The organism is Klebsiella sp. TF21-TM, from assembly GCF_019753495.1.
GTDB lineage: Bacteria > Pseudomonadota > Gammaproteobacteria > Enterobacterales > Enterobacteriaceae > Klebsiella > Klebsiella quasipneumoniae.
In genome coordinates this window covers 97628-123607 of the sequence record NZ_JAIJYL010000013.1, presented here as the reverse complement: position 1 = coordinate 123607, position 25980 = coordinate 97628, and the positions used below count along the sequence as shown (strand labels likewise).

The following is a 25980-nucleotide window of genomic DNA, read 5'->3' as shown; positions in this document are numbered from 1 at the left end:
TTTCCAGGGTGTTATTTTTAAGCCACAGACGTCAAATATCCCTTCTTGCTCTGTGGTTATTCCCAAAGGACACCCTATGAAAACCTCTATCTTTAAAAGCCTCTATGTCCAGGTTCTGACGGCCATAGCGATCGGTATTCTGCTGGGCCATTTTTACCCGGAACTGGGCGCGCAAATGAAACCCTTCGGCGACGCCTTCGTTAAGCTGATTAAAATGGTGATTGCTCCGGTTATCTTCTGTACCGTCGTGACGGGGATCGCCGGAATGGAGAGCATGAAAGCCGTTGGCCGTACCGGGGCGGTGGCGTTGCTCTATTTCGAAGTGGTCAGCACCATCGCGCTGATTATCGGTCTGGTTATTGTCAACGTGGTGCAGCCGGGGGCCGGGATGAACGTCGACCCGTCGACGCTCGATGCGAAAGCGGTGGCGGTGTACGCTGAGCAGGCGAAAGACCAGGGGGTGGTGGCCTTTTTACTGGATGTGATCCCGGGCAGCGTCATTGGCGCCTTCGCCAGCGGCAACATCCTTCAGGTTCTGCTGTTCGCCGTTCTGTTTGGCTTTGCCCTGCATCGTCTGGGCAGCAAGGGCCAGCTGATTTTCAACGTCATTGAAAGTTTCTCGCAGGTCATCTTCGGCATCATCAATATGATCATGCGCCTGGCGCCGATCGGCGCCTTCGGGGCCATGGCCTTCACCATCGGTAAATATGGCGTCGGCACCCTGGTGCAGCTGGGCCAGCTGATCATCTGCTTCTATATCACCTGTATCCTGTTCGTGGTGGTGGTGCTGGGGTCAATCGCCAAAGCCACCGGCTTCAGCATCTTTAAATTTATCCGCTATATCCGCGAAGAGCTGCTGATCGTGCTGGGGACCTCTTCATCCGAATCGGCGCTGCCGCGCATGCTCGACAAGATGGAGAAGCTCGGCTGTCGTAAATCGGTGGTGGGCCTGGTGATCCCGACCGGCTATTCGTTCAACCTCGACGGCACCTCTATCTATCTGACGATGGCGGCGGTCTTTATCGCCCAGGCGACCAACAGCCATATGGATATTTTCCATCAAATCACCCTGCTGGTGGTGCTGCTGCTCTCCTCGAAAGGGGCGGCGGGAGTGACCGGCAGCGGCTTCATCGTGCTGGCGGCGACCATCTCGGCCGTCGGGCATTTGCCGGTGGCTGGCCTGGCGCTGATCCTCGGTATTGACCGCTTTATGTCCGAAGCCCGTGCGCTGACTAACCTGGTGGGTAACGGCGTCGCCACGGTGGTGGTCGCGAAATGGGTTAAAGAACTCGATGCCAAACAGATGGATGATGTGCTGAATAACCGTGTTCCCGCGAACAAAACGCACGAATTATCCTCTTAAATCCTCCTCTTAGGCCCGTACTCCCTTGCTGGAGTACGGGCTCCTGCGCATAATTAGAGGTCATTTCCGCCCGGCGGGAATGACACGAAATGATTATTTTACGTTGTCATGCGACATTTTCGTCTCCGTGTGGTCTAACCGACGTATTTCACTCTCACTTTTTTCGGCAGCCCGTCAGTGGGATGCTGTTGTAACCAGGAATGTTCATCAGGGGTTCACATGCAGGGCACAACAATTAAACTCTTAACGGGCGGTTTGCTGATGGTAGCGGCGGCCGGTTATGTGCAGGCAGAAGCGCTCCAGCCTGATCCGGCCTGGCAACAAGGGACCTTAGCGAATGGGTTGTCGTGGCAGGTGCTGGCCACGCCGCAGCGTCCCAGCGACCGTATCGAAGTCCGTCTGTCCGTGAATATTGGCTCGCTGAGCGAAAGCACTCAGCAGAGCGGCTTCAGCCGTTTTATTCCCCGTCTGGCGTTGACGCAAAGCGGCAGCCTGCCGACGATGCAGGCGCGCTCGCTGTGGCAGCAGAGTATTGACCCGAAGCGTCCTCTGCCGCCGGCCATCGTCTCCTACGATTACACGATGTTTAATCTCAGCCTGCCGAATAACCGCAACGATCTGCTGAAAGAGGCGCTGAGCTGGCTGGCGGACGCCAGCGGTAAACTGACCATTACGCCTGAATCGATCAATCACGCGCTGCAGGGCAACGACATGGTGGCGACCTGGCCGCTGGATACCAAAGAGGGCTGGTGGCGCTATCGCCTCAAGGGCTCCACCATGCTGGGCCACGATCCCGCCGCGCCGCTGAAGCAGCCGATCGACGTGGCGCATCTGAAAGACTTTTATCAAAAATGGTACACCCCCGACGCCATGACGCTGATCGTGGTGGGTAACGTCGACAGCCGCAGCGTCGCTGAGCAAATCAGCAAAACCTTTGGCGATCTGAAGGGCAAGCGGGAAACGCCCGCGGCGGTGCCGACCTTATCGCCGCTGCCCACCGTGCCGGTCAGCATCATGACCAGCGCCGTGCGCCAGGACAAACTGTCCATCATGTGGGACGCCCCCTGGCAGCCGATCCGCGACTCCGCGGCGCTGCAGCGCTACTGGCGCGACGACCTCGCCCGCGAAGCGCTGTTCTGGCACGTGCAGCAGAGCCTGAGCAAAAATAACGTCAAGGATATTGGTCTTGGTTTTGACTGCCGGGTGCTCTATCAGCGCGCGCAGTGCGCCATCAATATCGAATCGCCGGGCGAGCGCCTGAATAACAACCTGAGCGTGGTCTCGCGCGAGCTGGCGAAAGTGCGCGACAACGGCCTGCCGCAGGAGGAGTTTGACGCGCTTATCGCTCAGAAAAGCCTCGAGCTGCAGAAGCTGTTTGCCACCTATGCGCGCACCGATACCGACATTCTGATGAGCCAGCGCATGCGCTCCCTGCAAAATCAGGTGGTGGATATCGCGCCGGAGCAGTACCAGAAGCTGCGTCAGGAGTTCCTCAACTCCCTGACGGTGGACATGCTGAACCAGTACCTGCGTCAGCAACTGTCTCAGGATATGGCGCTGGTGTTGCAGCAGCCGAAAGGCGAACCGGAATACAACATGAAGGAGCTGCAGGCCACGTGGGAAAAACTGATGGTGCCGAGTCCGGCGACCGCAGCGACCAGCGGCAGCGCCGATACGGTTGACGCCCACAGCGAGGCCAGCGACATCCCGTCGGGGCAGTAACCTGACGCCTCTCCGGCGCGCCAGCGGCGGCCGGAGAGCGCTTACAGGTGAGGATTATTGCGGCATTGCTTCCCGGGGGATGATCGCCCCGCGATACTGGATCACCGTACTGGCGGTCAGATGTCCGCGTCTGGCGGCGGATTCAGCATCGCCGCCGGTCAGGCGCACGGCCAGATAGCCGGCGCTGAAGGAGTCGCCGGCGGCAGTGGTATCCACCACTTTCTCTTTGGCCAGCTTGACGGCCGGCACTTCCCGCAGCGGTTGCCCGCTCACCGAGACCAGGCAGGCATCCGCTCCGCGCTTCACCACCACCTCTTCCACGCCGGCGGCGTGGGTGCGGGCGATCACCTCGGCGACCGGTTTTTCCCCCCACAGCGCGTCTTCATCATCGAGGGTCAGAAACGCGATATCGGTGCAGGCGAGCATCTCCTGATAGACCTGCTGCGTCTCCGCCTGGCTGGCCCACAGGCGCGGGCGATAATTGTTGTCGAAGATCACCTTGCCGCCGTTGCCGCGGCACTCACGCAGCAGCGTGAACAGCCTGGCACGACTGACCGGGCTGAGAATGGCGAGGCTGATGCCGCTCAGGTAGAGATAGTCGAACGTGGCCAGCTCTTCGCAAATCGCCCCCGCGCGATCGCTCTCCAGCCAGAATTTTGCCGCCGCCTCGTTGCGCCAGTAGTAGAAGGTGCGCTCGCCGGCGTCATCGGTTTCAATGTAATACAGCCCCGGCAGGCGGTCGGCCATCCGCTGGATCAGGCTGGTGTTGACGTTTTCCTGCTGCCAGCTGTCGAGCATCTGCTGGCTGAACGCATCGGTTCCCAGCGCGGTGACGTAGTGGACGCTCAGCGCGCTGGCATCCGTCTGCCGCGCGATATAGACCGAGGTGTTTAAGGTATCGCCGCCAAAGCCGCGGTTAACGGCCCCGTTCTTCTCTGACAGCTCAATCATGCATTCGCCAATGACGGCAATTTTTTTAGACATAGCCAGAACCTGCAATGGAATCGATATAAGCGCTAGTGTGCGCTGCGCTGTTTTGCTGGTCAATCATATTAAAACATCGTTCCATTATTTTTTTGACCTGACGCGCGTAATGTGACGAAAAGCGCATTTCCAGGAGAAACGCCGCTTTTTGACTATATTCAGGACTGACGTGATGCAAAAGGAGCGGAGTAGGGATGAGCAGAACCCGTAAAACGTTGGTTATCATCACAGGAACGATACTGTTGCTGATCGTTCTCTTCTTTATCGTGTTGGCCACCTTCGACTGGAACCGGCTGAAGCCGACGATTAATCAGAAAGTGTCTGCCGAGCTGAACCGCCCGTTCGCCATCCGCGGCGATCTCGGCGTGGTCTGGGAGCGGCAGCCGGAAGAGCGCGGCTGGCGCAGCTGGATCCCGTGGCCCCATGTGCACGCGGAAGATATCGTGCTGGGCAACCCGCCGGCCATTCCCCAGGTGACCATGAGCCACCTGCCGCGGGTGGAGGCGACCCTCGCCCCGCTGGCGCTGCTGAGCAAAACGGTGTATCTGCCATGGATCAAGCTGGAACAGCCCGACGTGCGGCTGATCCGCCTGGCGGAAGACAACAATAACTGGACCTTTCAGCTGGCTGGCGATCAGCGTGCCGCGGGGGACAGCGCCCCCTCCAGCTGGTCTTTCCGCCTCGATAACATTCTCTTCGATCGCGGGACTATCGCCATTGATGACAAGATCACCCGCAGCGATATCACCATCCTCGTCGATCCCCTCGGCAAACCGCTGCCGTTCAGCGAAGTCACTGGCACGAAGGATCGGCATAGCGCGGCGAAACCAGGCGACTACGTCTTTGGCCTGTCGCTGAAGGGCCGCTATAAGGACCAGCCAGTCACCGGCAACGGTAAAATCGGCGGCATGCTGGCTCTGCGCAGCGCAAGCACGCCTTTCCCGCTGCAGGGCGACTTCCGCTCCGGCAATACGCGGGTGGCGTTCAGCGGCACGGTTAGCGATCCGCTCAACGTCGGCGGCATTGACCTGCGGCTGAAATTCGCCGGCGATTCGCTGCGCGATCTCTACGACCTGACCGGCGTGCTGTTGCCGGAGACGCCGTCGTTCTCCACCGACGGCCGTCTGCGCGCCGACTTTAAGCAGAAAAACAGCATGCGCTTTGACTATCAGAATTTTAACGGCCGGATCGGCGATAGCGACATTCATGGCTCTCTGACCTATACCACTGGCAAACCGCGGCCGAAGCTCAGCGGCGACATGGAGTCGAAGCAGCTGCGGCTGGCGGATCTCGGGCCGTTAATCGGCGTCGACTCCGGCAAAGGGACGAAGAAAAGCGCTGCGCGCCAGGCGGGCGATCGGCCGCAGCCGGCGGGTAAAGTGCTGCCGGCGGACCGCTTTGAAACAGATAAATGGCAGGTGATGGATGCCGATGTGCGCTTTAAGGGCCGGAGAATTGAGCACGGCGGTACGCTGCCGATCAGCGATCTGGCGACCCACGTGATCCTGGAGGATGGCGACCTGCGCCTGCAGCCGGTGCGCTTTGGCCTGGCCAACGGGTCGATTGCCGGCAGCGTGCACCTGCAGGGCGATAAAAAGCCGCTGCAGGGTGAGGCCAATCTGCAGGCGCGGCGACTGAAGCTGAAGGCGCTGATGCCGAACGTCGAGATGATGCAGAAAACCCTCGGCGAGATGAATGGCGACGTTCAGCTGCGCGGCAGCGGCAACTCGGTGGCGGCCCTGCTCGGCAACAGCAACGGCAACCTGAAGCTGCTGATGAATGACGGCCTGATCAGTCGCAACCTGATGGAAATTCTCGGCCTTAACGTCGGCAACTACCTGATCGGCCAGATTTTTGGCGATGAGGAGGTTCGGGTGAACTGCGCGGCGGCCAATATCGACGTGACCAACGGCGTCGCCCGGCCGCAGATTTTTGCCTTCGATACGGAAAACGCGCTGATCAATGTGACCGGGACCGCCAGCTTCGCCTCCGAGCAGCTGGACCTGACCATCGATCCGGAAAGCAAGGGCTTCCGGGTGATCACCCTGCGTTCCCCGCTGTATGTTCGCGGCACCTTTAAATCGCCGCAGGCGGGGGTGAAGGCCGGGCCGCTGATTGTCCGCGGCGCGGTAGCGGCGGCGCTGGCTACTCTGGTGACGCCGGCTGCCGCGCTGCTGGCGCTGATATCCCCGGCGGAGGGCGATAGTAACCAGTGCCGGACCATATTGTCGCAGATGAAAAAGTAGGGGAGAGCCCTGGCGCCAGCGGCGTCAGGGCGAAGGATCACAACGACTGGTGGCGGGTCTCGTGGGTCAGCAGCAGGGCGATCAGCGTCAGCGCCGCCATCGCCGCCAGATAGGTGCCGACCGCCGCGAGGCCATAGTTGCCCTGCAGCCAGGCGGCAATGTACGGCGCGACCGAGGCGCCGAGGATCGACGACACGTTATAGGAGAACGACGCCCCGGTGTAGCGCACTTCCGTCGGGAACAGCTCCGGCAGCAGCGCGCCCATCGGGCCAAAGGTCAGTCCCATCAGGCTTAAGCCCAGCAGCAGGAAGGCAAAGACCAGCAGCGGGTTACCGGAACCCAGCAGCGGTTTAAAGGCGAACAGGGCGAACAAAATAATCATCGTGGTGATGATAATCATGCTCTTACGACGACCAAAGGCGTCCGCCAGCAGGCCGGCGATCGGCACCATCACGCCAAAGCCAATCACCGCCATCATCAGCATCCACAGTACTTCGTTACGCGGCAGGCCCAGGCCATTCGGCGCCGCGCCGGTGCTGAAGGTCATCGAGTAGACGGTCATGATGTAGAACAGGGTATAGGTTGCCAGCATGATGAAGGTGCCCAGCACCGTCACGCGGACGTGTTTGGTCAACAGGGTACCCAGCGGGATTTTGACCTGTTTTTTCGCCGCCGCCACTTTGGCGAAGACCGGGGTCTCATGCAGCGAAACGCGAACATACAGACCGATGATCACCAGCACCGCGGAGAAGATAAACGGCACGCGCCAGCCCCACTCCATAAACTGCTGATCGGTTAACAGCCAGGAGAGCAGCAGGAAGGTGCCGTTGGCGAAGAAGAAGCCGATCGGCGCGCCCAGCTGCGGGAAGGAGCCATACAGGGCGCGCTTGCGCGCCGGGGCGTTTTCCGTTGCCAGCAGCGCTGCGCCGCCCCACTCCCCTCCGAGGCCAAGTCCCTGACCGAAGCGCGCCAGCGCCAGCAGCATCGGCGCGACAATGCCAATGCTTTCATAGCCGGGCAGCAGGCCGATCACCACAGTGGAGATCCCCATGGTTAACAGCGAGGCCACCAGGGTGACCTTCCGGCCGACGCGATCGCCGAAGTGGCCGAACAGCGCGGAGCCGATTGGCCGGGCGACGAAGGCGATGGCGAAGGTGGCCAGCGACTGCAGGGTGGCCGCGGCGGCATCGCCCTGCGGGAAGAAGATATGCGGGAAGACGATGACCGCGGCAGTGGCATAGATGTAGAAGTCGAAAAACTCAATGGCGGTGCCAATGAGCGAGGCGACAACGACTTTATTGCGTGAGTTGACCGGGGCGGTTTCCTGCGTGTTTTCGAGTGTGGTGGCTGTGGCTTGCATAGATCTTTCTTATTTTTGCGCGAACGAAAAGCCATATAGCCACAGCCACCGGGACATTTCAATCTGTAACAAACGCGGAAAATGAGCAAAAAAGAGGCAAAAAGCGGATAATTTTTACGCCAGAAAAAATAGTTCTATGAAATGCTTCACACAATTAAAAAGATAGAGAATAAAACCAGTTTTTCGTTAAATAAAAGTTACGTCCTGGATTTATCTGCTGAAATCAAGCGCGAGGATGAATTTTGCCTCTTTTATTCATCCTCGCAATACCTCAGCGGTGGGTTTTGCCCGGCATCCGCCGGTCGTCTTTATACTCCGCGGTGGCGATCCACGCGGCGCAGAACAGCGTCAGGCGGGCAAAGAAATAGAAAAAGGCCATCAGCCCCAGCACCGATCCGAACGCCGCCCCGGAAGGGGATTTCACCAGCGCCGGCAGCGTCCAGGTCATGACGATTTTGATGATTTCAAAGCCAATCGCCGCGATAAGCGTGCCGCGAAACAGGGCTTTGCGCCGCGGACGGTGGCGCGGCAGCCGCCAGAAGATCCAGAAAAAGAGCAGATAGTTGGCAAAAATCGAGATGGCGAGACCGATCAGCCGCCAGGCGGGTTTCAGCCATTCAATATTGTCCAGATACAGCGCGGAGATAATCAACTGCTGGGCGGAACCGGCGACAGAGGTGATCGACAGCGTAATAATCAGCGCCACCAGCAGACCGATCAGCGAGATAAGATCGCGGAAGTATTTTATCCAGATTTTCTCCTCGTCCTGCGGCCGGCGCTCCCAGACGTCGCGCGACTGAGCGCGGATCGCTTCGCGCAGGTTGCCCATCCAGTTAATACCGGAATAGAGCGCCACCAGCAGGCCGACGAGGCCGACGGCGGTGCGCTGCTGCACCGCGGTGTTGATGGTGTTTTTCAGCGTCGCCGCCAGCGTCGGGTCGCTGACGTTTTGCAGAATTTTGTCGAAAATGTCCTGCAGCAGGGTCGGATGCCAGGCCAGCACGAAGCCGGCGGCGGCAAACGAGACCATCAGGATCGGGATCATCGACAGGAACGAGAAGTAGGTGATGGCCGCGCCGAACTGATTGCCCAGCCGGTCGTTGAAGCGCTCTGCGGCGCGTATCAGGTGGGCGACTACCGGGTTGCGCTGCACTTTGGCCGCCGTTCCGGTGACGGTCTTCAGCGCCTGGCTGGCTTTTTGCCCGACGGCCGTGTCATTGAGAGCGTCGAGGGGGCTTTTGTTTTTCTCCGGCTGCGTGTCCGGTTCCTGTGGGGGGCGTCGATCGTCGTTTTCCGGCGTCATACGTGATTTCTTCCTTTTTTACCGCGAGATTCAGCAAAAAGTATACCTTAAATGCCGTATCCTGCAGGAACGCATCTGCCCGCCCACCGTTCACCCTCCGCGCGGATCAATCGACGTAATCTTTCATCAGCCCGCCCAGCCACTCCATAAACAGATGCACGCGGCGGGAGAGATTGCGCCGGTGCGGGTAGATAAGCGAGACCGGCAGCGGCTCAGCGCGGTACTGGGGCAGGATCTCAATCAGTTCGCCGGCGCGTAACGCCTCGCGCACGCCGGTGCGTGGCACCTGAATAATTCCCAGCCCGGCGATACAGGCCGCCTGATAGGTTTCCGTGCTGTTGACCGTCAATATGCCGCCGCTTTTTACCCAGCGCACGGCGCCGTCGATCACCACCTCGAAGCCGGAAGGACGGACCCCGAGGGTGCTGGCGTAGTGGATCAGGGCATGATCCGCCAGATCCTCCAGGGATTGCGGGTAGCCAAAACGGGTCAGGTAGTCCGGGCTGGCGCAGTTAATTTGCGTCAGCTTGCCCAGCGGGCGGGCGATAAGCCCGGAGTCTTTGAGCGCGCCGACGCGCACCACGCAGTCAAACCCCTCGCGGATCACGTCCACCAGCCGGTCGCTGCTGCTCAGCTCCAGTTCGATGCCCGGATACTGCTGCAAAAAAGCCGGCAGGTGCGGGATCACCAGCTTTTTGGCAAAACCGACCGGCATATCCACCCGCAGCCGGCCGCTGATGCTCGCCGGATCGTGCTGGAACATACCGTCCAGTTCGTCGAGGTTGCTCAGCAGATCCTTCGCCCGCTCGTAGTAGACCATCCCATCCTGGGTGAGCTGAACCCGGCGGGTGGTGCGGTGCAGGAGGCGCACGCCAAGATGGCTTTCCAGAGCCTGAATCTGCCGCGAGACGCTGCCTTTCGGCAGCGCCAGGGTCTCGGCGGCGCGGGAGAAACTCTCCAGATCCGCTACGCGAATGAATAACTGCATTGCATGAATTTTATCCATGCCGATGGCCTATTGTTGTTGTGAATGAAACAGTAAAACGTAATGTAGCGTATTTATTGTTTCACTGGCAGTTAATAAGCTAGAACACAATCACAACGCAACCTGAAAGGGGTCTTCTGATGACACAACGTATCGCTTTAGTGACCGGCGGCAGCCGCGGTCTGGGTAAAAACGCCGCGTTGAAGCTGGCGGCGAAGGGAACCGACATTCTTCTGACCTATCACAGCAACCGCCAGGCGGCGCTCGAGGTGGTGGCGGAGATTGAGCAAAAAGGAGTGAAGGCGGCAGCATTGGCGCTGAACGTCGGCGATCCTTCAACATTCGACGCTTTCGCCAGCGAGGTGGCGCAGGTGCTGGCGCAGAAGTGGGGACGCACCACCTTTGATTATTTACTGAACAACGCCGGGATCGGCCTCAACGTCCCCTTCGCCGAGACCAGCGAAGCGCAGTTTGACGAGCTGATGAACATCCAGTTCAAAGGCCCGTTTTTCCTGACCCAGCGGCTGCTGCCCCTCCTGCAGGACGGGGGGCGGATCCTCAACGTTTCCAGCGGCCTGGCGCGCTTTGCCCTGCCGGGCTATGCGGCCTACGCCGCGATGAAGGGGGCGATGGAGGTTCTGACCCGCTATCAGGCGAAAGAGCTGGGCGGACGGGGGATATCGGTGAACATCATCGCGCCGGGGGCAATTGAGACCGACTTTGGCGGCGGGGTGGTGCGCGATAACGCCGAGGTGAATCGGCATATCGCCGCCCAGACCGCACTGGGGCGCGTCGGGCTGCCGGATGATATCGGCGACGCCATCGCCGCCCTGCTCAGCGATGAGCTGGCGTGGATGAACGCGCAGCGCGTGGAAGTCTCGGGAGGGATGTTCCTCTGAACCCCGCTGTCGTCAGACCGTGAGCGGCGGTGCGCTAGGGCGCATCGCCCTCCGCGCGCAGCCGACCAAACAGCCAGTCGTTGTGCCAGCGCCCGTTGAGCCAGTAGTTCTCCCGCAGCTCCCCCTCCAGTCGGAACCCGGCTTTGAGCAGTAACTGCTTGGACGCCTCGTTGCCGGCGGTGACGCTGGCGGTCAGGCGGCGGACGCCGCCGGTAGTGAAGGCGTAGTCGCACAGCGCGCGCAGCGATTCGTAGCCGTAGCCACGCCCCTGCGCCGCCGGAGCGAAGAGAAAGCCGACCTCGGCAATGTCGCGCTGATGATGTTGGTAACCGGTGAGGCCGAGCGGGGTATGGGTCAGCCTGTCGCGCACCACCAGGCACAGCCAGTGTTCATCCCCGGGCGTCCACGGCGGCAGCCGCGAATCGAACGCCTCGCGGATGGCCGCCTGCGGCCTGGGGTCGGCCACGTAAAGCATGACCTGCGGATCCTGCTGCAGGGAAAGAAAAAACGACCAGTCGTCCAGCTGCAGCGGTGAGCAGCGCAGGCGCGGCGTCAGAAGTTCAGGCATAAGCGTCATTCCGGGCAGGGCGAATCCTCTGAACATAGCAGGAGAAGGCCGCCGGGAACAGCCCGACTAGGTTGGCTCGCCGTAGAGGCCAATCAGCCGGCGCACGACGCCGTTGGTCCAGCCGAAGCCATCCTGCAGGGGATACTCCCCGCCGCCGCCCTCATGCGGAACGCCGGTGGCGATGTGGTATTTCTCAATCAGCTTGTGGTGCTGCTTGTAGAAGTGGTTGACCGTCTGCAGCCAGCTCCAGGCGATTTCATCGCCCAGCGGATCCTGGCCGTAGCGTTTAAATCCCTGCACCGCCATCCACTGCAGCGGCGCCCAGCCGTTGGGTTTATCCCACTGCTCGCCGCTCTCGTATTCGGTGGCCATGATCCCGCCGGGGGTGAGCAGGCGGGCCCGAACCGCATCGGCAAGGCGTTCCGCCTGTTCGTGGGTCGCCAGGCCGACGTAAAGGGTGACAATGCTGGCGGCGGAAAACAGCGCCAGCTGTTCGCGGCGCCAGTCATAATCGCGAAAACAGCCGTTCTCATCGTCCCACAGATAGCGGTTAACCGCCGCCCGCCGATCCTGAGCCTTCTGGCGGAAGGCCGCTTCCGTCTCGCGATCGCCCTTCAGGCCGGAGAGGTTGGCGATGGTCGTCTCCAGCTTGAACAGGAAGGCGTTCAGGTCGATGGGGATAAACTGCGTGGTGCGAATACTGGCCAGTCGCGTGATATCCCGCAGCCAGCGGCTGGAGTAGTCCCAGCCGGACGCGGCGCCCGCCCGCAGGTCGCGGTAGACTTCATTGGCCGGCCGTCCCGAGTGTCGGGCGGTCTCCACGTCCTCGCGCCACGATTCATCCCGCGGCGTGTCCCGGTCGTCCCAGTAGCGATTGAGCAGGGAGCCATCCGGCATGCGCACCACGTGCCGATACGCCTGATGCGGGATCAGCGACTCGGCGCCGTCCATCCAGAAGGCATGCTCCATCTTCAGATGATCCAGATAGCGCTTCGCGCCACGCACGCCGTCCTCTTCAAAGAGTTCGACCATCAGGGCGAACACCGGGGGCTGCGAGCGGCTGAGGTAGTAGGTGCGGTTGCCGTTCGGAATGTGACCGTAGGTTTCAATCAGCCAGGCGAAGTTATCGGCCATGCATTTCAGCAGATCTTCCCGGCCGCTCTCCGCCAGCCCCAGCATGGTGAAATAAGAGTCCCAGTAATAGGTTTCGCTAAAGCGACCGCCGGGCACGATATAGGCCTGCGGCAGCGCCAGCAGCGATGACCAGGGGATATGATCCTGAGGCTCGCGGGTCAACACCGGCCATAGCTTATCGATATGCTCTTTCAGCGTCAGGCTGGGGTCGGAGGTGTAGACGTCGGTATGGCTCTCCGGCAGCCAGAAATTATCCTCAACGAACTGCCGCAGGTCGAAATCGGGCTGGCGTTTGACCTTCCGGTAGTTCCGCAGGATGTCCAGCGGGTCGTGTTTCGGCGCGCAGTCGGGAAAAGTTTTGCTGTCGGCAAAAATGCGTGATTTCTGCACGTTGGTAAACAGCTCAAGATAGCGATCCGCCGGGGTGAGGGCATCGGAGGCCGGAAGCCCCTCGATCACCTCAGGCTCCGGTTCAGCGTCAATCATCTCATCCAGCTTTAATTCGTACGGATCGGCTTCGTAGCAGGGATCGATGTCGATCCTTAACTCGTCGTCTTCAACGTGGCGTAATTTCTGGCTGAACATAGCGATACGGACCTCCGGATAGCGTGAGTTCGCGGCCGGGCGTACCCGGCCTTGTCTTTTAAGCGTAGACAGTCGCTTCGGTGAGTGTGAAGTAAACTGTGCGTTAGATCACGCTTTTCCGCCTGCAGGGGACGCCGTGATTTCTAATTAACACGTTGATAAATAATAAATAAGTCCGCGATTAGGTGAAGATAAAATTCGGAGCATTCATTATGCAACAAAATTTTATCCCGGCGCGCTCACTCCCACGCCGCCTCCAGCATCTCCAGCAGCTGTTCGCTGCTCAGGCTGACCGGATTAGCCTTCATCGACGAGGAGGTGCTGGCGGCCAGCGCCGCCGGCTCCAGGGCGTCGCGCGCCACGCCGAGGTCGCGCAGGGTGCCGAGACCGGCGCGATGGCTCCATTCCCGCAGACTGTCCCAGACCCGATCCGCCGGGACCTCCAGCCCCTCGGCCAGCCAGCGGCGAACGTCGTTGAAGCGCTGGCGCAGGGCGGGGTCGTTTATCTGCGACTCATTCAGCGCCAGCCCAAACGGCAGCAGGCTGCCGCATAAGGCGCCGTGCGAGGCGCGGCTCAGGCCGCCCAGCGGGCCGGCGAGGCCGTGGATCACCCCCAGCCCGGCGTTCGCCAGCGCCACTCCGCCGCACAGGCTGACCCAGGCCATCTCGTCGCGGCTGGCCGGGCACTCTTTTTCCATCAGAACTTTCAGCGCGCGGATGCCGCGCGGGATCGCCTGCTGACAGAGGGCGTCGGTGAAAGGGGTGGCCCGGCTGCAGAGCCAGGGCTCGATCACCTGGGTCAGGGCGTCGAGGCCGGAGCTCAGGGTGATGCTGCGCGGCGCGTTGTCGGTTAGCGCCGGGTCGACAATGGCCAGGTCAGGCAGCATCCGGTCGTCGCGCAGGCTCACCTTCCGCTGCTGTTCCACGACGTTGATCACCGCGTTTTTAGTGACTTCCGCGCCTGTGCCCGCGGTGGTGGGGATCGCCACGAACGGCAGCGGGCTGGCTTCCAGCTGACGGCCGGTTCCCACGACTTCCAGATAGTCGATCAGCGGGCCGGTGGCGGGCGCCAGCGCCGCAATCGCCTTACCGGCGTCAATCACCGCGCCGCCGCCGAGGCTGACCACCGCCCTGATCCCTTTCTTGCGCGCCAGCTGGACGCCCTGCTCAATATCGATAAGCCAGGGTTCGCGGCTTATCGCCAGCGTCGTGACCGCCAGCTGCAGCGCCTCCAGCTGATGGCGGAGAAACGCCGCCCGCTGCGGGCTGGCGCCATGCACCAGCAGAACAGGACCGCCCTGCTGCGCCAGCCAGGGGGCGGCGCTCTGGGCCTGACCGCGGCCAAAACGAATATTTGCAGGCATCAAAACGGTAAAAGGGGTCAACATGTCGGGTTCCTTTTCGGCAAACAGGCTGGAATCAACTATACACATTATCCAGCGCTCTGCCTTGTTGCTGGCTGGCAATAGAGTAGAGTGAATGAACTCTCTTTTATGGCTGAGGAATCGCTGACGATGCTAACAATTCTGGGCAAACGCTCTTCAATCAATGTACGGAAAGTGCTGTGGACCTGCGAGGAGATCGGGCTGGCGTACCAGCAGGAGGATTACGGCAGCGGGTTTAAGCCCCTGGACACCCCCGAATTTCAGCGCCTGAATCCTAACAGCCTGGTGCCGGTACTGCTGGACGATGACTTTGTGCTCTGGGAGTCGAACAGTATCTGCCGCTATCTGGCGCGAAAAGCGGAGCGCTGGGATCTGCTGCCCGCCGAGCCGCAGCCCGCCGCCGAGGTGGAGCACTGGATGGACTGGCAGGCGACCGAGTTCAATAATGCCTGGCGCCATGCTTTTATGGGGCTGGTGCGTAAAGATCCCCGCTTTCAGGATCCGGCGGCGATTAAAGAGAGCATTGCCGCCTGGACCCACTGCGTGCGCATTGTCGAAGCGCAGCTGCAGCGGACCGGGGCGTGGGTCGCCGGCGAGCGCTTCACCCTGGCTGATATTGTGCTGGGCCTGTCGGTGCATCGCTGGAAGATGACGCCCTTTGCCCATCCGGAAATGCCGGCCGTGGAGCGCTGGTATATGGCGCTCAATCAGCGCCCGGCGTTTATGCGCCATGGAAATAACGGCGTGGCGTAGCGAACGGGCCAGGGCCTTATCGATTTTTCAGCGTATTCGCTTTGCACTGGTGGGGTAATGCCGCTACGATCCCGCGTCTATTTTTTATCCCATCCCAAATAACGTGTGGCAGGCAGGTGCAGTTTGAAAAAACGGTTAGGCCTTGTGCTACTGGCATTACTGTTGATTTCAGGCTGTTCCGGCACGCTGTCGCAAATGAGCCCGCCCAGCAATGAAACCAGTCTGACAGGGCGCAACGGTCAGCGGCTTTCCGTCGATGATTATGTCAGGCATTACATGCGCGAGAAGCAGGTCAGCGGCATGGTGGTGGCAATTATTCATCATAACGGCCCGGCGGAGTTTCACTGCTTCGGCGTGACCGATGACCAACATCGCTACCCGATAACCCCGCATACGCTGTTTGCCCTCGGCTCGCTGAGCAAAGGGGTTACCGCCGAAGTGGTCACGATGCTGGTGAACGAGGGCCGTTTCCACTGGCACGACACGCTGCAGACCCTGCTGCCGCCGGGTACCGCGCTGAGTGAGGATGCCCGTAAGATAACCTTGCTGCAGCTGGTGACGCATACCTCAGGGCTGCCGCGGCAACCGATGAATATGCTGTCGCTTGAGCACCTGCTGGCCTATCTCAACGATGGCGAGAACTTCTACCATGAGCTCGATGCCGATGGCGTACTGAGTTATCTGCAGAATTTCCAGGCCCCGGCGGAACCGGCGCCGAGTTACTCCAACCTCGGCTACGCGATCCTCGGCTATCTTCTCCAGTACCAGACTGGCGAATCGATTGAGACGCTGGCCTCGCGGATGATCTTCCGCCCGCTGGGGATGGGGAACACCAGCTTCCTGCCGCAAACGCTGCGTGATTATCCGTGGCGGGCGCTGGGCCATGCTGGCGATCAGCCGAAATTTAAACCCCGCGGCGCGCTGACGCCGGACTGGCAGTTCCGTCATAACATGGTCGGCGCGGCGAGTTTGTACAGCGACGCCGGGGATCTGATTCACTATGCCCGCGCCCACTTCGCGCCCACCGGTCAGGCGGCGCTGGATCAGGCGTTCCGCGACGTTAGCGTCGACTATTATCCGCGACGGATTGAAGCGGCGAATATCGCCTGGGTAACAGACACGTTCGGCGAGCAGCAATTAACCTATCAGGTGGGATACATCGGCGGCTATTCGAGCTATATCGGTTTTGATAAAGCGAATCAGAATGCGGTGGTGGTGCTGCAAAACAGCTTTAACTGGAGCAACTATATCGGCCACCAGATCCTGCGTCACCTGGCGGCGCAATAAAAAAGCCCCGTCCGGAGACGGGGCTGCGCGCCTTAGCGCATGGTGACAAACTCTTCTGCCGCCGTTGGGTGAATGGCGACGGTGTTGTCGAAGTCTTTTTTGGTGGCGCCCATCTTCAACGCCACCGCAAAGCCCTGCAGCATCTCATCCATCCCGAAGCCGATGCCATGGATACCGACAATCTTCTCTTCCGGGCCGACGCACACCAGCTTCATGCGGCACGGCTGGCGGTGCGAGGTGACGGCGGTGTACATCGCGGTGAAGGAGGATTTGTAGACCTTCACGGCGTCGTCGCCATACTGCTCGCGCGCCTGCGGCTCGGTTAAGCCGACGGTGCCGATAGGCGGGTGGCTGAAGACCACGGTCGGAATGTTGTTGTAGTCCAGATGCTCTTCCGGTTTGTTGTTAAACAGGCGTTCGGAGAGACGACGGCCTGCGGCCACGGCCACCGGGGTCAGCTCAACGGCGCCGGTGTTATCGCCCACGGCGTAGATGCCCGGCACGCTGGTGTTCTGGAACTTATCGACGACGATGTAGCCTTTATCGTCAGTTTTCACGCCGGTAGCCGCCAGGTTGAAGTTATCGGTCGCCGGTTCGCGGCCAATCGCCCAGATCAGGCAGTCAACGGTCTGGCTGCGGCCATCTTCCAGCTCAAGGGTCAGGCTGCCGTCGGCATGCTTCACCACCGCTTTCGGGATGGCGTTGGTATGCAGCTGCGGGCCTTCGGCGTTCATCACTTCCACCAGCGTTTCGACGATCAGCGGATCGAAGCTGCGCAGCGGCGCGTGCTTGCGCACGAACAGGTGGGTTTCAGCGCCGAGGCCGTTAATCACCCCCGCCAGCTCAACGGCGATGTAGCCCGCGCCGACCACCGCCACGCGCTTCGGCAGCGCCGGCAGTTCGAAGAAACCGTCGGAATCAATACCGTATTCCACGCCCGGAATGTTCGGGTGGCTCGGACGGCCGCCGGTGGCGATCAGGATATGATCGGCCGTAATGGTCTCGCCGTTCACTTCCACTGTGTGGGCATCGACAAAGCGCGCAAAGCCTTTAATCACGTCGACGTTGTTCTTACCCAGCACGTTGTCGTAGGAGGTATGAATGCGATCGATATAGGCGCTGCGGCTGGCGACCAGCTTCTCCCAGTCGAAATGGTTGATGGTGGTATCGAAACCGTAGTCCGGGCCGTACAGATGAATCGCTTCGCGGATCTGCGCCGCATGCCACATCACTTTTTTCGGCACGCAGCCGACGTTGACGCAGGTGCCGCCCAGCGCTTTGGCTTCAATCAGCGCGCACTTCTGGCCGTACATGGCCGCACGGTTAATCGAGGCGATACCGCCGCTACCGCCGCCGATGGCGAGGTAATCATAATGTTTGCTCATGCCCATATGTCCTTAATCGTTGATTGCCGCGATTGTAACGCGAGGCGTAAAAGGTTCCACCGATGGTTGCGATTACTCCGGCACGATCCAGCTGACGGTCGTGTGACCGGTACCGGCCGGCACCAGCTTGCTGTGCAGCCACGGCAGCACATTGTTCATCTGCTGCTCCAGCTTCCACGGCGGGTTGATGACGATCATCCCGGAGGCGGTCATGCCGCGCTGGTCGCTGTCAGGACGTACCGCCAGCTCAATCTGCAGAATCTTGCGAATGCCAGTGGCTTCTAAGTCTTTGATCATGCGTTTGATCTGCGCGCGCAGCACCACCGGGTACCACAGCGCGTAGGTGCCGGTGGCGAAGCGTTTGTAGCCTTCGTTAATTCCGGTCACCACCGCCTGATAGTCGGTTTTAATTTCGTACGGCGGGTCGATCAGAATCAGACCGCGGCGCGAGACCGGCGGCAGTTTGGCTTTCAGCTGCTGGTAGCCATCGGCTTTATCGACGCGCGCGCGGCTGTCTTTCTGAAACTCGGCGCGCAGCAGCGGGAAGTCGCTCGGGTGCAGCTCGGTCATCTGCAGGCTGTCCTGCTCGCGCAGCAGCTGGCGGGCGATCAGCGGAGAACCCGGGTAGTAGCGCAGCTGGCCGTTACGGTTGAAGTGTTCGACCACCGAAATATAGGGCTCAAGCTCTGCCGGCAGGTCGTCCTGCTGCCAGATGCGGGCGATGCCTTCGAGATACTCGCCGGTACGCTCGGCGTGCTCGCCGCTCAGCTGATAGCGGCCCGCGCCGGCGTGGGTGTCCAGGTAGAGAAACGGTTTTTCTTTCTCTTTCAGCGCTTCAATGATCAGGCTCTGAACGGTGTGTTTGAGGACGTCGGCGTGGTTGCCTGCGTGAAAGCTGTGGCGATAACTGAGCATGGATGCAGAGATTCCGGGAAATAAACAAGTTAACCGATAGTTTACCGCAGATCGGCCGAGATTACCGCTGCGCCGCCGCGCTGTTTCATTTCTGCCAAAAGCGTTGCAAAACATAACACTGTCATAAAAGCGTCAAACGGCCGCGCTAGCGTCGGAGACAGGCAAGGTAATTGTTTGAATAAAAGGAAAAATAATGAAAAAGCAACTCTCGCTGCTGGCCGTCGCGCTGCTGCTGGCGCAACCGGTTCTGGCTAAAGACATCCCGCTGAACAGGGCGGCGGCCGTCGCCAATAGCGTGACGCCGGCTGCCTCCAGCCAGGCGTATGACGATCTTGAGCAACAGGCGCTGGCGCAGTTGCGCCACGCGCTGCAAGGGGATGCCGCGACGCTGACCCGCGATCGGCTGGCGCACACGAAACAAAACAAAACCCAGGCCGATACCGCCTGGCTGAAGGCCAGCGGCTACGACTTCCAGACACGGGCAAACCAGCAGGCGGATATTGCGCTATTGTCGGCGTTCAGCAGTCTGCCGGAGACCGTCGTGAAGCAGAACCTGGCGACGGTGACCGCCATCAACCGCGACGCCGTGCAGACCACCCGCCGTCAGGCGCTGGCCGATGCGCAAGGGATTAGCTACCTCTATTTCCTCAGCGACGCGCTGGGGCCTCGTCTGGGCAACGCGTTTCTGACCGCCTATGACCAGGGCGCGCTGGGGAAAGCGGCGGCGCTGATCAAAGCCTCGGAAGTCAGCACCGGCGAGGCGAAAAAGCACTTCCACAATCCGCGGCCGTTCCTGGTCCAGGGCAACACCATTCACCTGGTGCCGGACGACGTGGTGGTGAAGGATAACCAGCCCTATACCGCCGACGGCGGCTCGTTCCCCAGCGGCCACACCAACACTGGCTATACCGATGCGCTGCTGCTGGCGGCGATGATCCCGGAGCGCTACGACGCGCTGGTGGCGCGCGGCGCCCGCTATGGCTACTCGCGCATTGTGCTGGGCGTCCACTATCCGCTAGACGTGATCGGCTCGCGGATGGTGGCCGAGCGCAACGTGGCCCATTATCTTAACGATCCGCGCTACCGGGTATTATTTAACGAAGCCCGCGATCAGCTGCGCGCCGCGCTGGCGAAAGCCTGCGGTACGTCGCTTGCCGAGTGCGCGAAGAGCAGCGTGAAAGACGATCCATGGCGCGATCCGGCGATGCATGATTTCACTCGTTTCGCCATGACCTACGACCTGCCGCGGCAGAAGGGGCCGCAGCCGCGCCTGCAGGCGCCGGAGGGGGCGGAAGTGCTGCTGGAGGCTGCTCTGCCGCAGCTGTCAGCGGCCCAGCGTCGGGCGCTGATGGTCAACACCGCGCTGCCGGCGGGCTACCCGCTGTCCGGCGCCACCCCCGAACAGCAGTTCTGGCAGCGGCTGAATTTGTCGGCGGCCTGGGAGATGGCGCAAAAAAGGCATTAATGCGGTTTCCGGCACGCTGCGCCGCGTGTCGCGCTTTTCCGGCAACGGGCGGACTTATCGCAGCAATACCCAGGCTGACGCACCGCCCGTCATTGAAATTCCCCCAACTATCCCCCATTCTAGATCTCATGCATAAGCGCCGGACGCGCGCTTCACTCACCCTTTTCAACAGGACAGCGCATATGACCAATCCATTACTGACGCCTTTTTCCCTGCCGCCTTTTTCTGCGATCAAACCAGAGCACGTGGTCCCAGCGGTCACCAAAGCGCTGGAGGATTGCCGGGCCGCGGTGGAAAGCGCAGTGGCGCACGGCGCGCCGTATAGCTGGGAAAATCTTTGCCAGCCGCTGGCGGAAGTGGACGATGTGCTGGGACGCATCTTCTCGCCTGTCAGCCATCTCAATTCGGTAAAAAACAGCCCGGAACTGCGTGAGGCCTACGAACAGACGCTGCCGCTGCTCTCCGAGTACAGCACCTGGGTCGGCCAGCATGAAGGCCTGTATAAAGCCTACCGCGATCTGCGCGATGGCGATAACTACGCCACGCTGAATACCGCGCAGAAAAAAGCGGTGGATAACGCGCTGCGCGATTTCGAATTATCCGGTATTGGCCTGCCGCCGGAGGTGCAGAAACGCTACGGTGAAATCGCCGCGCGCCTCTCTGAGCTGGGCAACCAGTACAGCAACAACGTCCTTGACGCCACCATGGGCTGGAACAAGCTGGTGACCGACGTCGCCGATCTGGCCGGTATGCCGGAAAGCGCGCTGGCCGCCGCTCAGGCGCAGGCCCAGGCCAAAGAGCAGGAAGGATATCTGCTGACCCTGGATATCCCGAGCTACCTGCCGGTGATGACCTACTGCGACAATCAGGCGCTGCGCGAAGAGATGTACCGCGCCTACTCCACGCGCGCCTCCGACCAGGGGCCAAACGCCGGTAAATGGGATAACAGCCCGGTGATGGCGGAGATCCTCGCCCTGCGCCACGAGCTGGCGCAGCTGCTGGGCTTTGACAGCTACGCCTTTAAATCCCTCGCCACCAAAATGGCGGAGGATCCGCAGCAGGTGCTCGACTTCCTCACCGACCTGGCAAAACGCGCCCGTCCGCAGGGCGAAAAAGAGCTGGCCCAGCTGCGCGCTTTCGCTAAAGCCGAGTTCGGCGTCGAAGAGCTGCAGCCGTGGGACATCGCTTACTACAGCGAAAAACAGAAACAGCATCTCTACAGCATCAGCGATGAGCAGCTGCGCCCCTATTTCCCGGAAAACAAAGCCGTTAACGGTCTGTTCGAAGTGGTGAAGCGCATTTACGGCATTACCGCCAAAGAGCGTACCGATGTCGACGTGTGGCATCCGGAAGTGCGCTTCTTCGAGCTGTATGACGAACACAACGAGCTGCGCGGCAGCTTCTATCTCGACCTGTATGCCCGCGAGCACAAGCGCGGCGGGGCGTGGATGGACGACTGCGTCGGCCAGATGCGTAAGCTGGATGGTTCCCTGCAGAAGCCGGTCGCCTACCTGACCTGTAACTTCAACCGTCCGGTCAACGGCAAACCGGCGCTGTTCACCCACGACGAAGTGATCACCCTGTTCCACGAGTTCGGCCACGGTCTGCACCACATGCTGACCCGCATCGATACCGCCGGGGTTTCCGGCATCAGCGGGGTGCCGTGGGACGCGGTCGAGCTGCCAAGCCAGTTTATGGAAAACTGGTGCTGGGAGCCGGAAGCGCTGGCCTTTATCTCCGGTCATTATGAAACCGGTGAACCGCTGCCGCAGGCGCTGCTGGAGAAAATGCTGGCGGCGAAAAACTACCAGGCGGCGATGTTTATTCTGCGCCAGCTGGAGTTCGGCCTGTTCGATTTCCGCCTGCACGCGGAGTACAAGCCGGAGCAGGGGGCGAAAATCCTTGAGACCCTCGCGGAGATTAAAAAGCAGGTCGCCGTGGTGCCGGGCCCAACCTGGGGCCGCTTCCCGCACGCCTTCAGCCATATTTTCGCCGGCGGTTACGCGGCGGGTTACTACAGCTACCTGTGGGCTGACGTGCTGGCGGCAGACGCCTTCTCACGCTTCGAAGAAGAGGGGATCTTCAACCGTGAAACCGGTCAGTCGTTCCTCGATAACATCCTGAGCCGCGGCGGTTCTGAAGAGCCGATGGTGCTGTTCAAACGCTTCCGCGGGCGCGAGCCGCAGCTGGATGCGATGCTGGAGCATTACGGGATCAAGGGTTAAGTCTGCGGTGAAGATCTGCTTAATTGATGAAACGGGCGCCGGAGACGGCGCCTTATCTGTTTTAGCCGCCCGCTGGGGGCTGGAGCAGGATGACGATAACCTGATGGCGCTGGTGCTGACCGCTGAGCATCTGGAGCTGCGTAAGCGCGATGAGCCCAAACTCGGCGGTATCTTCGTCGATTTCGTCGGCGGGGCGATGGCCCACCGGCGCAAGTTTGGCGGCGGCCGCGGTGAAGCGGTGGCCAAAGCGGTCGGTATTAAAGGCGATTATCTGCCGGATGTCGTCGATGCCACCGCCGGATTGGGGCGTGACGCCTTTGTGCTGGCGTCGGTCGGCTGTCGCGTGCGGATGCTGGAGCGTAATCCGGTGGTCGCCGCGCTGCTCGACGATGGCCTGGCCCGCGGCTATGCCGATGCGGAAATCGGCGGCTGGCTGCAGGAGCGGCTGCAGCTGATCCACGCCTCCAGCCTGACGGCGCTGACCGATATTACACCGCGTCCGCAGGTGGTCTACCTCGACCCGATGTTCCCGCATAAGCAGAAAAGCGCGCTGGTGAAGAAAGAGATGCGCGTCTTTCAGTCGCTGGTGGGGCCCGATTTAGACGCCGATGGCCTGCTGGCCCCGGCGCGCCAGCTGGCGACCAAACGGGTGGTGGTGAAGCGCCCGGATTACGCGCCGCCGCTGGCGGAAGTCGCCACGCCGAACGCGGTGGTGACCAAAGGGCATCGGTTTGATATTTACGCCGGCACGCCGGAGTAATATTACGCCGTGGTGGTATCTCCCGGATAGCGGCGCAACGCGCCTTATCCGGGCTACCGCATTGTAGCCCGGCTCAGCGTAGCGCAAGCCGGGAACCGTAATATTTGAACAAACGGCGCCAGTGCGGATCGGCCATCTTAAACGGTTACTCGGCGCTGGCCGGGGTATTAATCATCCGGTTCAGCCACGGCACCATCAGCGCCATCACTACCGTGACCCCCAGGGTCACCAGGCCAATTTTACTGAACACGCTGGTGTAAACGGGCAGCGTCTGCAGCGGGTCGGTGATATTTTCCGGCACCGCGGTGAAGGTCGCCACATAGCCGCCGAGCAGGAACGCGGCGGCCTGGGTCAGGAACCACATCCCCAGAATAAAGCCCATCAGATGCTGCGGCACCAGCGCGGCGACCATCGCCAGCCCCAGGGCGCTGATCAGCAACTCGCCCAGGCTCTGGAACAGATAAACCAGCACAATAAACCACGGCGAGGTTAATCCCTGGGCGTCGGCGAACCACATCCCGGCGGCCGCGGCGGTAAGGAAGCCCAGCGCGCAGAGGAACATCCCGAGGGTAAATTTCACCGGCATGGTCAGGTCTTTACCCTTGTGGCCGAGATGGGTGTAGATCGCCGCCAGCACCGGGCTGGCCACCACCACCCAGAAGGGGTTCAGGGCCTGGAAACTGACCGGGTTGATGGTAAAACCCAGGATCTGATGATGGACGTTATTGATGGCGAAGAAGTTCAGCGAGGTCGGCATCTGGGCGTAGAGAATGTAAAACAGCACCGCCTCGATCATCAGGATAAAGGCGACGAACATTTTGTTGCGCCCGGTTTTATCAAGGCGAAACGCCTCGCGGAAAAAGAACGCAATGACCACGACCGACAGGACAATCAGCACCAGGTTGGCGATCATCACGTTATGCATCAGCCAGGCGCAGAGAAAAATCATTACCACCGTACCGGCCAGCACCAGCGCCAGATTGCGCAGGCTGAGGGGGCGATGATCGGGCTCGGAACCAATCTCTTTCACCATCCCGCGGCAGGCGAGGTAGACCAGCAGCGCGATAATCAGCCCCGCGCCGCACAGGTTATAGGTCACCGCGTAGCCAAACTTTTCCGCGATCACCGGCGCCAGCGACAGCGACAGCAGCGAACCGATGTTTATCGACATATAAAACAGGGTAAACGCCCCGTCGAGACGGGCATCCTTCGGCGGATAGCATTTTGACAGCAGGCTCGCCGGGTTGGCTTTAAACAAACCGTTGCCGACGGCGATGGTGCCGAGGGCGATAAAGATCAGCTGCGGTTTCAGCAGCGACATCCCGGTCATAAAGTAGCCGATGGCCAGCACAATCGCGCCGAGCACCAGCGTGCGTTTGGTCCCCAGCAGATGGTCGCCCACGTAGCCGCCGATGGAGATCAGCCCGTAAACCAGCGCCGCGAAGGCGCCGAAGGTGATAAAGGCCTGTTCCTGAGAGAAGCCCAACTGTTTAACAAAGAAGACCGCCAGGATCCCCTGAACGCCGTAATAGCCAAAACGTTCCCAGAGCTCCACAAAGAAGATCATAAAGAACGGACGAGGTTGCTGCAGCAAGCCCGTAGGTGCAGTTGTATTCATATTCCTTCGCCTTGTATTACTTTCCCAAAAAGTATGAACGCGTATGCCAGAACGCGCCGAAAATGTCTGATAACTCGCCATGCTGCGGTTATTGGCTTATTGAATAGATTATTATATAGATGTTTTAGTGAATAACTGGTTGATCACACTAATTGAATGGCTTTTTTATGGAGTTAAGCTCTATTGTCTGGCGAGGCGGAAGCGAAAATAAAAACGCCCGCAGCGGCGGGCGTCTGGCATGACACAACGGGACGGTTATTCGTCTTCTTCGTCGCGTAGCGGGACAATCAGCATGTCGACATGGACGGTGTTGATCAGCTGACGGGCAGAGGACATCAGCTTGCTCCAGAAGTCCTGATGGTGGCCGCAGACCACCAGGTCCATATCATATTTTTTAATCGCATCGACCAGCACCTGGCCCAGGTCGCCGCTGCCGCTCAGGGTCTCGGTGATCGGGTAGCCGGCGTTGGTCGAGAGCTCGGTCAGCGCGTGATGGGTCTCTTCGGAGATGCGTTTTTGCATGTCGCCGAGGTTCACGTCAATCAGCCCGGTGTAGAGGTCGGAGTAATTCACATCCACGTGGATCAGGGAGACTTTCGCGTTATACGGGCGGGCCATAGAAACGGCTTTTTCAACCAGTACTTTACTCTCCGGGGACAGGTCTACTGCAATCAGAATATGTTTGTAAGCCATAGTGTTACTCCTTCCATAAGTTTGTCGATGACCATTGGACCTGACAGCTGGCGCTGCCGTTTCGCCCGCGTCCTGCGTGCTACATTCGCGGGAGGGTAGCCTTTAAGGACTTCATTGTAGAAGATATTTCTTACCTTATAGCGCCCCCCGCACTCCGTCAATGCACTGGGTTCACCTAAAAGTTAAACAAATTTATCCGTCTTACGTATTGATAACGAATAACCTTGTGGTAAAAAAATTAATGGATCTCCTACACTATTTAATGAGCCGGTCGGAAAAATAAATGTGATCGGAATCGCACTCTTTACGGTATTGTCGTCGGTTATTTGGGGAGCGGTAGCCGCG

The 25980-nt window shown here is 60.2% G+C and carries 20 protein-coding genes; 9 read left to right on the top strand and 11 right to left on the bottom strand.

Annotation, left to right across the window (positions count from 1 at the left end):
• The first annotated feature begins 76 nt into the window (after positions 1-76).
• Positions 77-1363 (top strand): dicarboxylate/amino acid:cation symporter, encoded by a 1287-nt coding sequence (locus tag K5R89_RS14510; protein WP_023291290.1) that lies wholly within the window; start codon positions 77-79, stop codon positions 1361-1363.
• 219 nt (positions 1364-1582) lie between these two features.
• On the top strand, positions 1583-3085 hold the full coding sequence (locus tag K5R89_RS14505; RefSeq protein ID WP_101990860.1) for a pitrilysin family protein: 1503 nt from the start codon (positions 1583-1585) through the stop codon (positions 3083-3085).
• Between the two features lie 54 nt (positions 3086-3139).
• Here the strand turns inward: K5R89_RS14505 and K5R89_RS14500 are convergent, their stop codons facing one another.
• A complete protein-coding gene (locus tag K5R89_RS14500) occupies positions 3140-4069 on the bottom strand; it encodes a sugar kinase (protein ID WP_217259324.1) in 930 nt (309 codons plus the stop codon).
• A gap of 194 nt (positions 4070-4263) precedes the next feature.
• Between K5R89_RS14500 and K5R89_RS14495 the strand changes: the two genes are divergently transcribed.
• On the top strand, positions 4264-6315 hold the full coding sequence (locus tag K5R89_RS14495) for an AsmA family protein (protein ID WP_217259325.1): 2052 nt from the start codon (positions 4264-4266) through the stop codon (positions 6313-6315).
• 37 nt (positions 6316-6352) lie between these two features.
• Here K5R89_RS14495 and K5R89_RS14490 read toward each other — a convergent pair whose 3' ends face one another.
• The 3 genes from K5R89_RS14490 to K5R89_RS14480 form a co-directional block, all read right to left on the bottom strand.
• Positions 6353-7675, bottom strand: a complete 1323-nt coding sequence (locus K5R89_RS14490; RefSeq protein ID WP_017900001.1) for an MFS transporter — start codon at positions 7673-7675, stop codon at positions 6353-6355.
• A 271-nt stretch (positions 7676-7946) separates the two neighbouring features.
• Positions 7947-8978, bottom strand: coding sequence for an inner membrane protein YhjD (gene yhjD, locus K5R89_RS14485; RefSeq protein WP_023291286.1), 1032 nt, complete (start codon positions 8976-8978; stop codon positions 7947-7949).
• Positions 8979-9084: 106 nt separating this feature from the next.
• A complete protein-coding gene (locus tag K5R89_RS14480) occupies positions 9085-9984 on the bottom strand; it encodes a LysR family transcriptional regulator (RefSeq protein ID WP_023291285.1) in 900 nt (299 codons plus the stop codon).
• A gap of 119 nt (positions 9985-10103) precedes the next feature.
• Between K5R89_RS14480 and K5R89_RS14475 the strand changes: the two genes are divergently transcribed.
• The gene (locus tag K5R89_RS14475) at positions 10104-10862 is read left to right on the top strand and encodes an SDR family NAD(P)-dependent oxidoreductase (protein ID WP_023291284.1); all 759 of its coding nucleotides are present in this window, start codon (positions 10104-10106) and stop codon (positions 10860-10862) included.
• A 34-nt stretch (positions 10863-10896) separates the two neighbouring features.
• On the opposite strand, the gene K5R89_RS14470 is transcribed toward K5R89_RS14475, so the two are convergent.
• From K5R89_RS14470 to K5R89_RS14460, 3 genes are all read right to left on the bottom strand, one after another.
• A complete protein-coding gene (locus K5R89_RS14470) occupies positions 10897-11430 on the bottom strand; it encodes a GNAT family N-acetyltransferase (protein WP_023291283.1) in 534 nt (177 codons plus the stop codon).
• Between the two features lie 66 nt (positions 11431-11496).
• A complete protein-coding gene (locus K5R89_RS14465) occupies positions 11497-13149 on the bottom strand; it encodes an alpha,alpha-trehalase (protein WP_023291282.1) in 1653 nt (550 codons plus the stop codon).
• Positions 13150-13388: 239 nt separating this feature from the next.
• Entirely contained in the window at positions 13389-14537 is a 1149-nt protein-coding gene (locus K5R89_RS14460) for an iron-containing alcohol dehydrogenase (RefSeq protein ID WP_217259326.1), read from the bottom strand.
• A gap of 126 nt (positions 14538-14663) precedes the next feature.
• Between K5R89_RS14460 and K5R89_RS14455 the strand changes: the two genes are divergently transcribed.
• Both K5R89_RS14455 and K5R89_RS14450 read left to right on the top strand, forming a co-directional pair.
• Positions 14664-15287 carry a glutathione S-transferase family protein gene (locus K5R89_RS14455; protein ID WP_048298718.1) on the top strand — a complete coding sequence of 208 codons (624 nt, stop codon included), beginning with the start codon at positions 14664-14666 and terminating at the stop codon, positions 15285-15287.
• A 195-nt stretch (positions 15288-15482) separates the two neighbouring features.
• Positions 15483-16574, top strand: a complete 1092-nt coding sequence (locus K5R89_RS14450) for a serine hydrolase (RefSeq protein WP_171005044.1) — start codon at positions 15483-15485, stop codon at positions 16572-16574.
• A 32-nt stretch (positions 16575-16606) separates the two neighbouring features.
• On the opposite strand, the gene gorA is transcribed toward K5R89_RS14450, so the two are convergent.
• A complete protein-coding gene (gene gorA / locus K5R89_RS14445) occupies positions 16607-17959 on the bottom strand; it encodes a glutathione-disulfide reductase (protein ID WP_023291278.1) in 1353 nt (450 codons plus the stop codon).
• Positions 17960-18031: 72 nt separating this feature from the next.
• Complete coding sequence (locus tag K5R89_RS14440) at positions 18032-18874, bottom strand: 23S rRNA (adenine(2030)-N(6))-methyltransferase RlmJ (protein WP_004204945.1); 843 nt, start codon at positions 18872-18874, stop codon at positions 18032-18034.
• A gap of 193 nt (positions 18875-19067) precedes the next feature.
• On the opposite strand from K5R89_RS14440, the gene K5R89_RS14435 reads away from it, so the two are divergent.
• The 3 genes from K5R89_RS14435 to rsmJ all read left to right on the top strand — a co-directional run bounded on the left by K5R89_RS14435 (position 19068) and on the right by rsmJ (position 23324).
• Positions 19068-20339, top strand: coding sequence for a phosphatase PAP2 family protein (locus K5R89_RS14435; protein ID WP_048298538.1), 1272 nt, complete (start codon positions 19068-19070; stop codon positions 20337-20339).
• A 182-nt stretch (positions 20340-20521) separates the two neighbouring features.
• The gene (gene prlC, locus K5R89_RS14430; protein WP_101989353.1) at positions 20522-22564 is read left to right on the top strand and encodes an oligopeptidase A; all 2043 of its coding nucleotides are present in this window, start codon (positions 20522-20524) and stop codon (positions 22562-22564) included.
• A gap of 7 nt (positions 22565-22571) precedes the next feature.
• On the top strand, positions 22572-23324 hold the full coding sequence (rsmJ, locus tag K5R89_RS14425) for a 16S rRNA (guanine(1516)-N(2))-methyltransferase RsmJ (protein WP_004204942.1): 753 nt from the start codon (positions 22572-22574) through the stop codon (positions 23322-23324).
• A 145-nt stretch (positions 23325-23469) separates the two neighbouring features.
• On the opposite strand, the gene dtpB is transcribed toward rsmJ, so the two are convergent.
• Positions 23470-24942 (bottom strand): dipeptide/tripeptide permease DtpB, encoded by a 1473-nt coding sequence (gene dtpB, locus K5R89_RS14420; RefSeq protein WP_049013010.1) that lies wholly within the window; start codon positions 24940-24942, stop codon positions 23470-23472.
• 255 nt (positions 24943-25197) lie between these two features.
• On the bottom strand, positions 25198-25635 hold the full coding sequence (uspA, locus tag K5R89_RS14415) for a universal stress protein UspA (RefSeq protein WP_004145166.1): 438 nt from the start codon (positions 25633-25635) through the stop codon (positions 25198-25200).
• Between the last annotated feature and the right edge of the window lie 345 nt (positions 25636-25980).

Coding starts and splice junctions, on each gene's coding strand:
- K5R89_RS14510 (WP_023291290.1), top strand. CDS start 77: ATGAAAACCTCTATCTTTAAAAGCCTCTATGTCCAGGTTCTGACGGCC.
- K5R89_RS14505 (WP_101990860.1), top strand. CDS start 1,583: ATGCAGGGCACAACAATTAAACTCTTAACGGGCGGTTTGCTGATGGTA.
- K5R89_RS14500 (WP_217259324.1), bottom strand. CDS start 4,069: ATGTCTAAAAAAATTGCCGTCATTGGCGAATGCATGATTGAGCTGTCA.
- K5R89_RS14495 (WP_217259325.1), top strand. CDS start 4,264: ATGAGCAGAACCCGTAAAACGTTGGTTATCATCACAGGAACGATACTG.
- K5R89_RS14490 (WP_017900001.1), bottom strand. CDS start 7,675: ATGCAAGCCACAGCCACCACACTCGAAAACACGCAGGAAACCGCCCCG.
- yhjD (WP_023291286.1), bottom strand. CDS start 8,978: ATGACGCCGGAAAACGACGATCGACGCCCCCCACAGGAACCGGACACG.
- K5R89_RS14480 (WP_023291285.1), bottom strand. CDS start 9,984: ATGGATAAAATTCATGCAATGCAGTTATTCATTCGCGTAGCGGATCTG.
- K5R89_RS14475 (WP_023291284.1), top strand. CDS start 10,104: ATGACACAACGTATCGCTTTAGTGACCGGCGGCAGCCGCGGTCTGGGT.
- K5R89_RS14470 (WP_023291283.1), bottom strand. CDS start 11,430: ATGCCTGAACTTCTGACGCCGCGCCTGCGCTGCTCACCGCTGCAGCTG.
- K5R89_RS14465 (WP_023291282.1), bottom strand. CDS start 13,149: ATGTTCAGCCAGAAATTACGCCACGTTGAAGACGACGAGTTAAGGATC.
- K5R89_RS14460 (WP_217259326.1), bottom strand. CDS start 14,537: ATGTTGACCCCTTTTACCGTTTTGATGCCTGCAAATATTCGTTTTGGC.
- K5R89_RS14455 (WP_048298718.1), top strand. CDS start 14,664: ATGCTAACAATTCTGGGCAAACGCTCTTCAATCAATGTACGGAAAGTG.
- K5R89_RS14450 (WP_171005044.1), top strand. CDS start 15,483: ATGAGCCCGCCCAGCAATGAAACCAGTCTGACAGGGCGCAACGGTCAG.
- gorA (WP_023291278.1), bottom strand. CDS start 17,959: ATGAGCAAACATTATGATTACCTCGCCATCGGCGGCGGTAGCGGCGGT.
- K5R89_RS14440 (WP_004204945.1), bottom strand. CDS start 18,874: ATGCTCAGTTATCGCCACAGCTTTCACGCAGGCAACCACGCCGACGTC.
- K5R89_RS14435 (WP_048298538.1), top strand. CDS start 19,068: ATGAAAAAGCAACTCTCGCTGCTGGCCGTCGCGCTGCTGCTGGCGCAA.
- prlC (WP_101989353.1), top strand. CDS start 20,522: ATGACCAATCCATTACTGACGCCTTTTTCCCTGCCGCCTTTTTCTGCG.
- dtpB (WP_049013010.1), bottom strand. CDS start 24,942: ATGAATACAACTGCACCTACGGGCTTGCTGCAGCAACCTCGTCCGTTC.
- uspA (WP_004145166.1), bottom strand. CDS start 25,635: ATGGCTTACAAACATATTCTGATTGCAGTAGACCTGTCCCCGGAGAGT.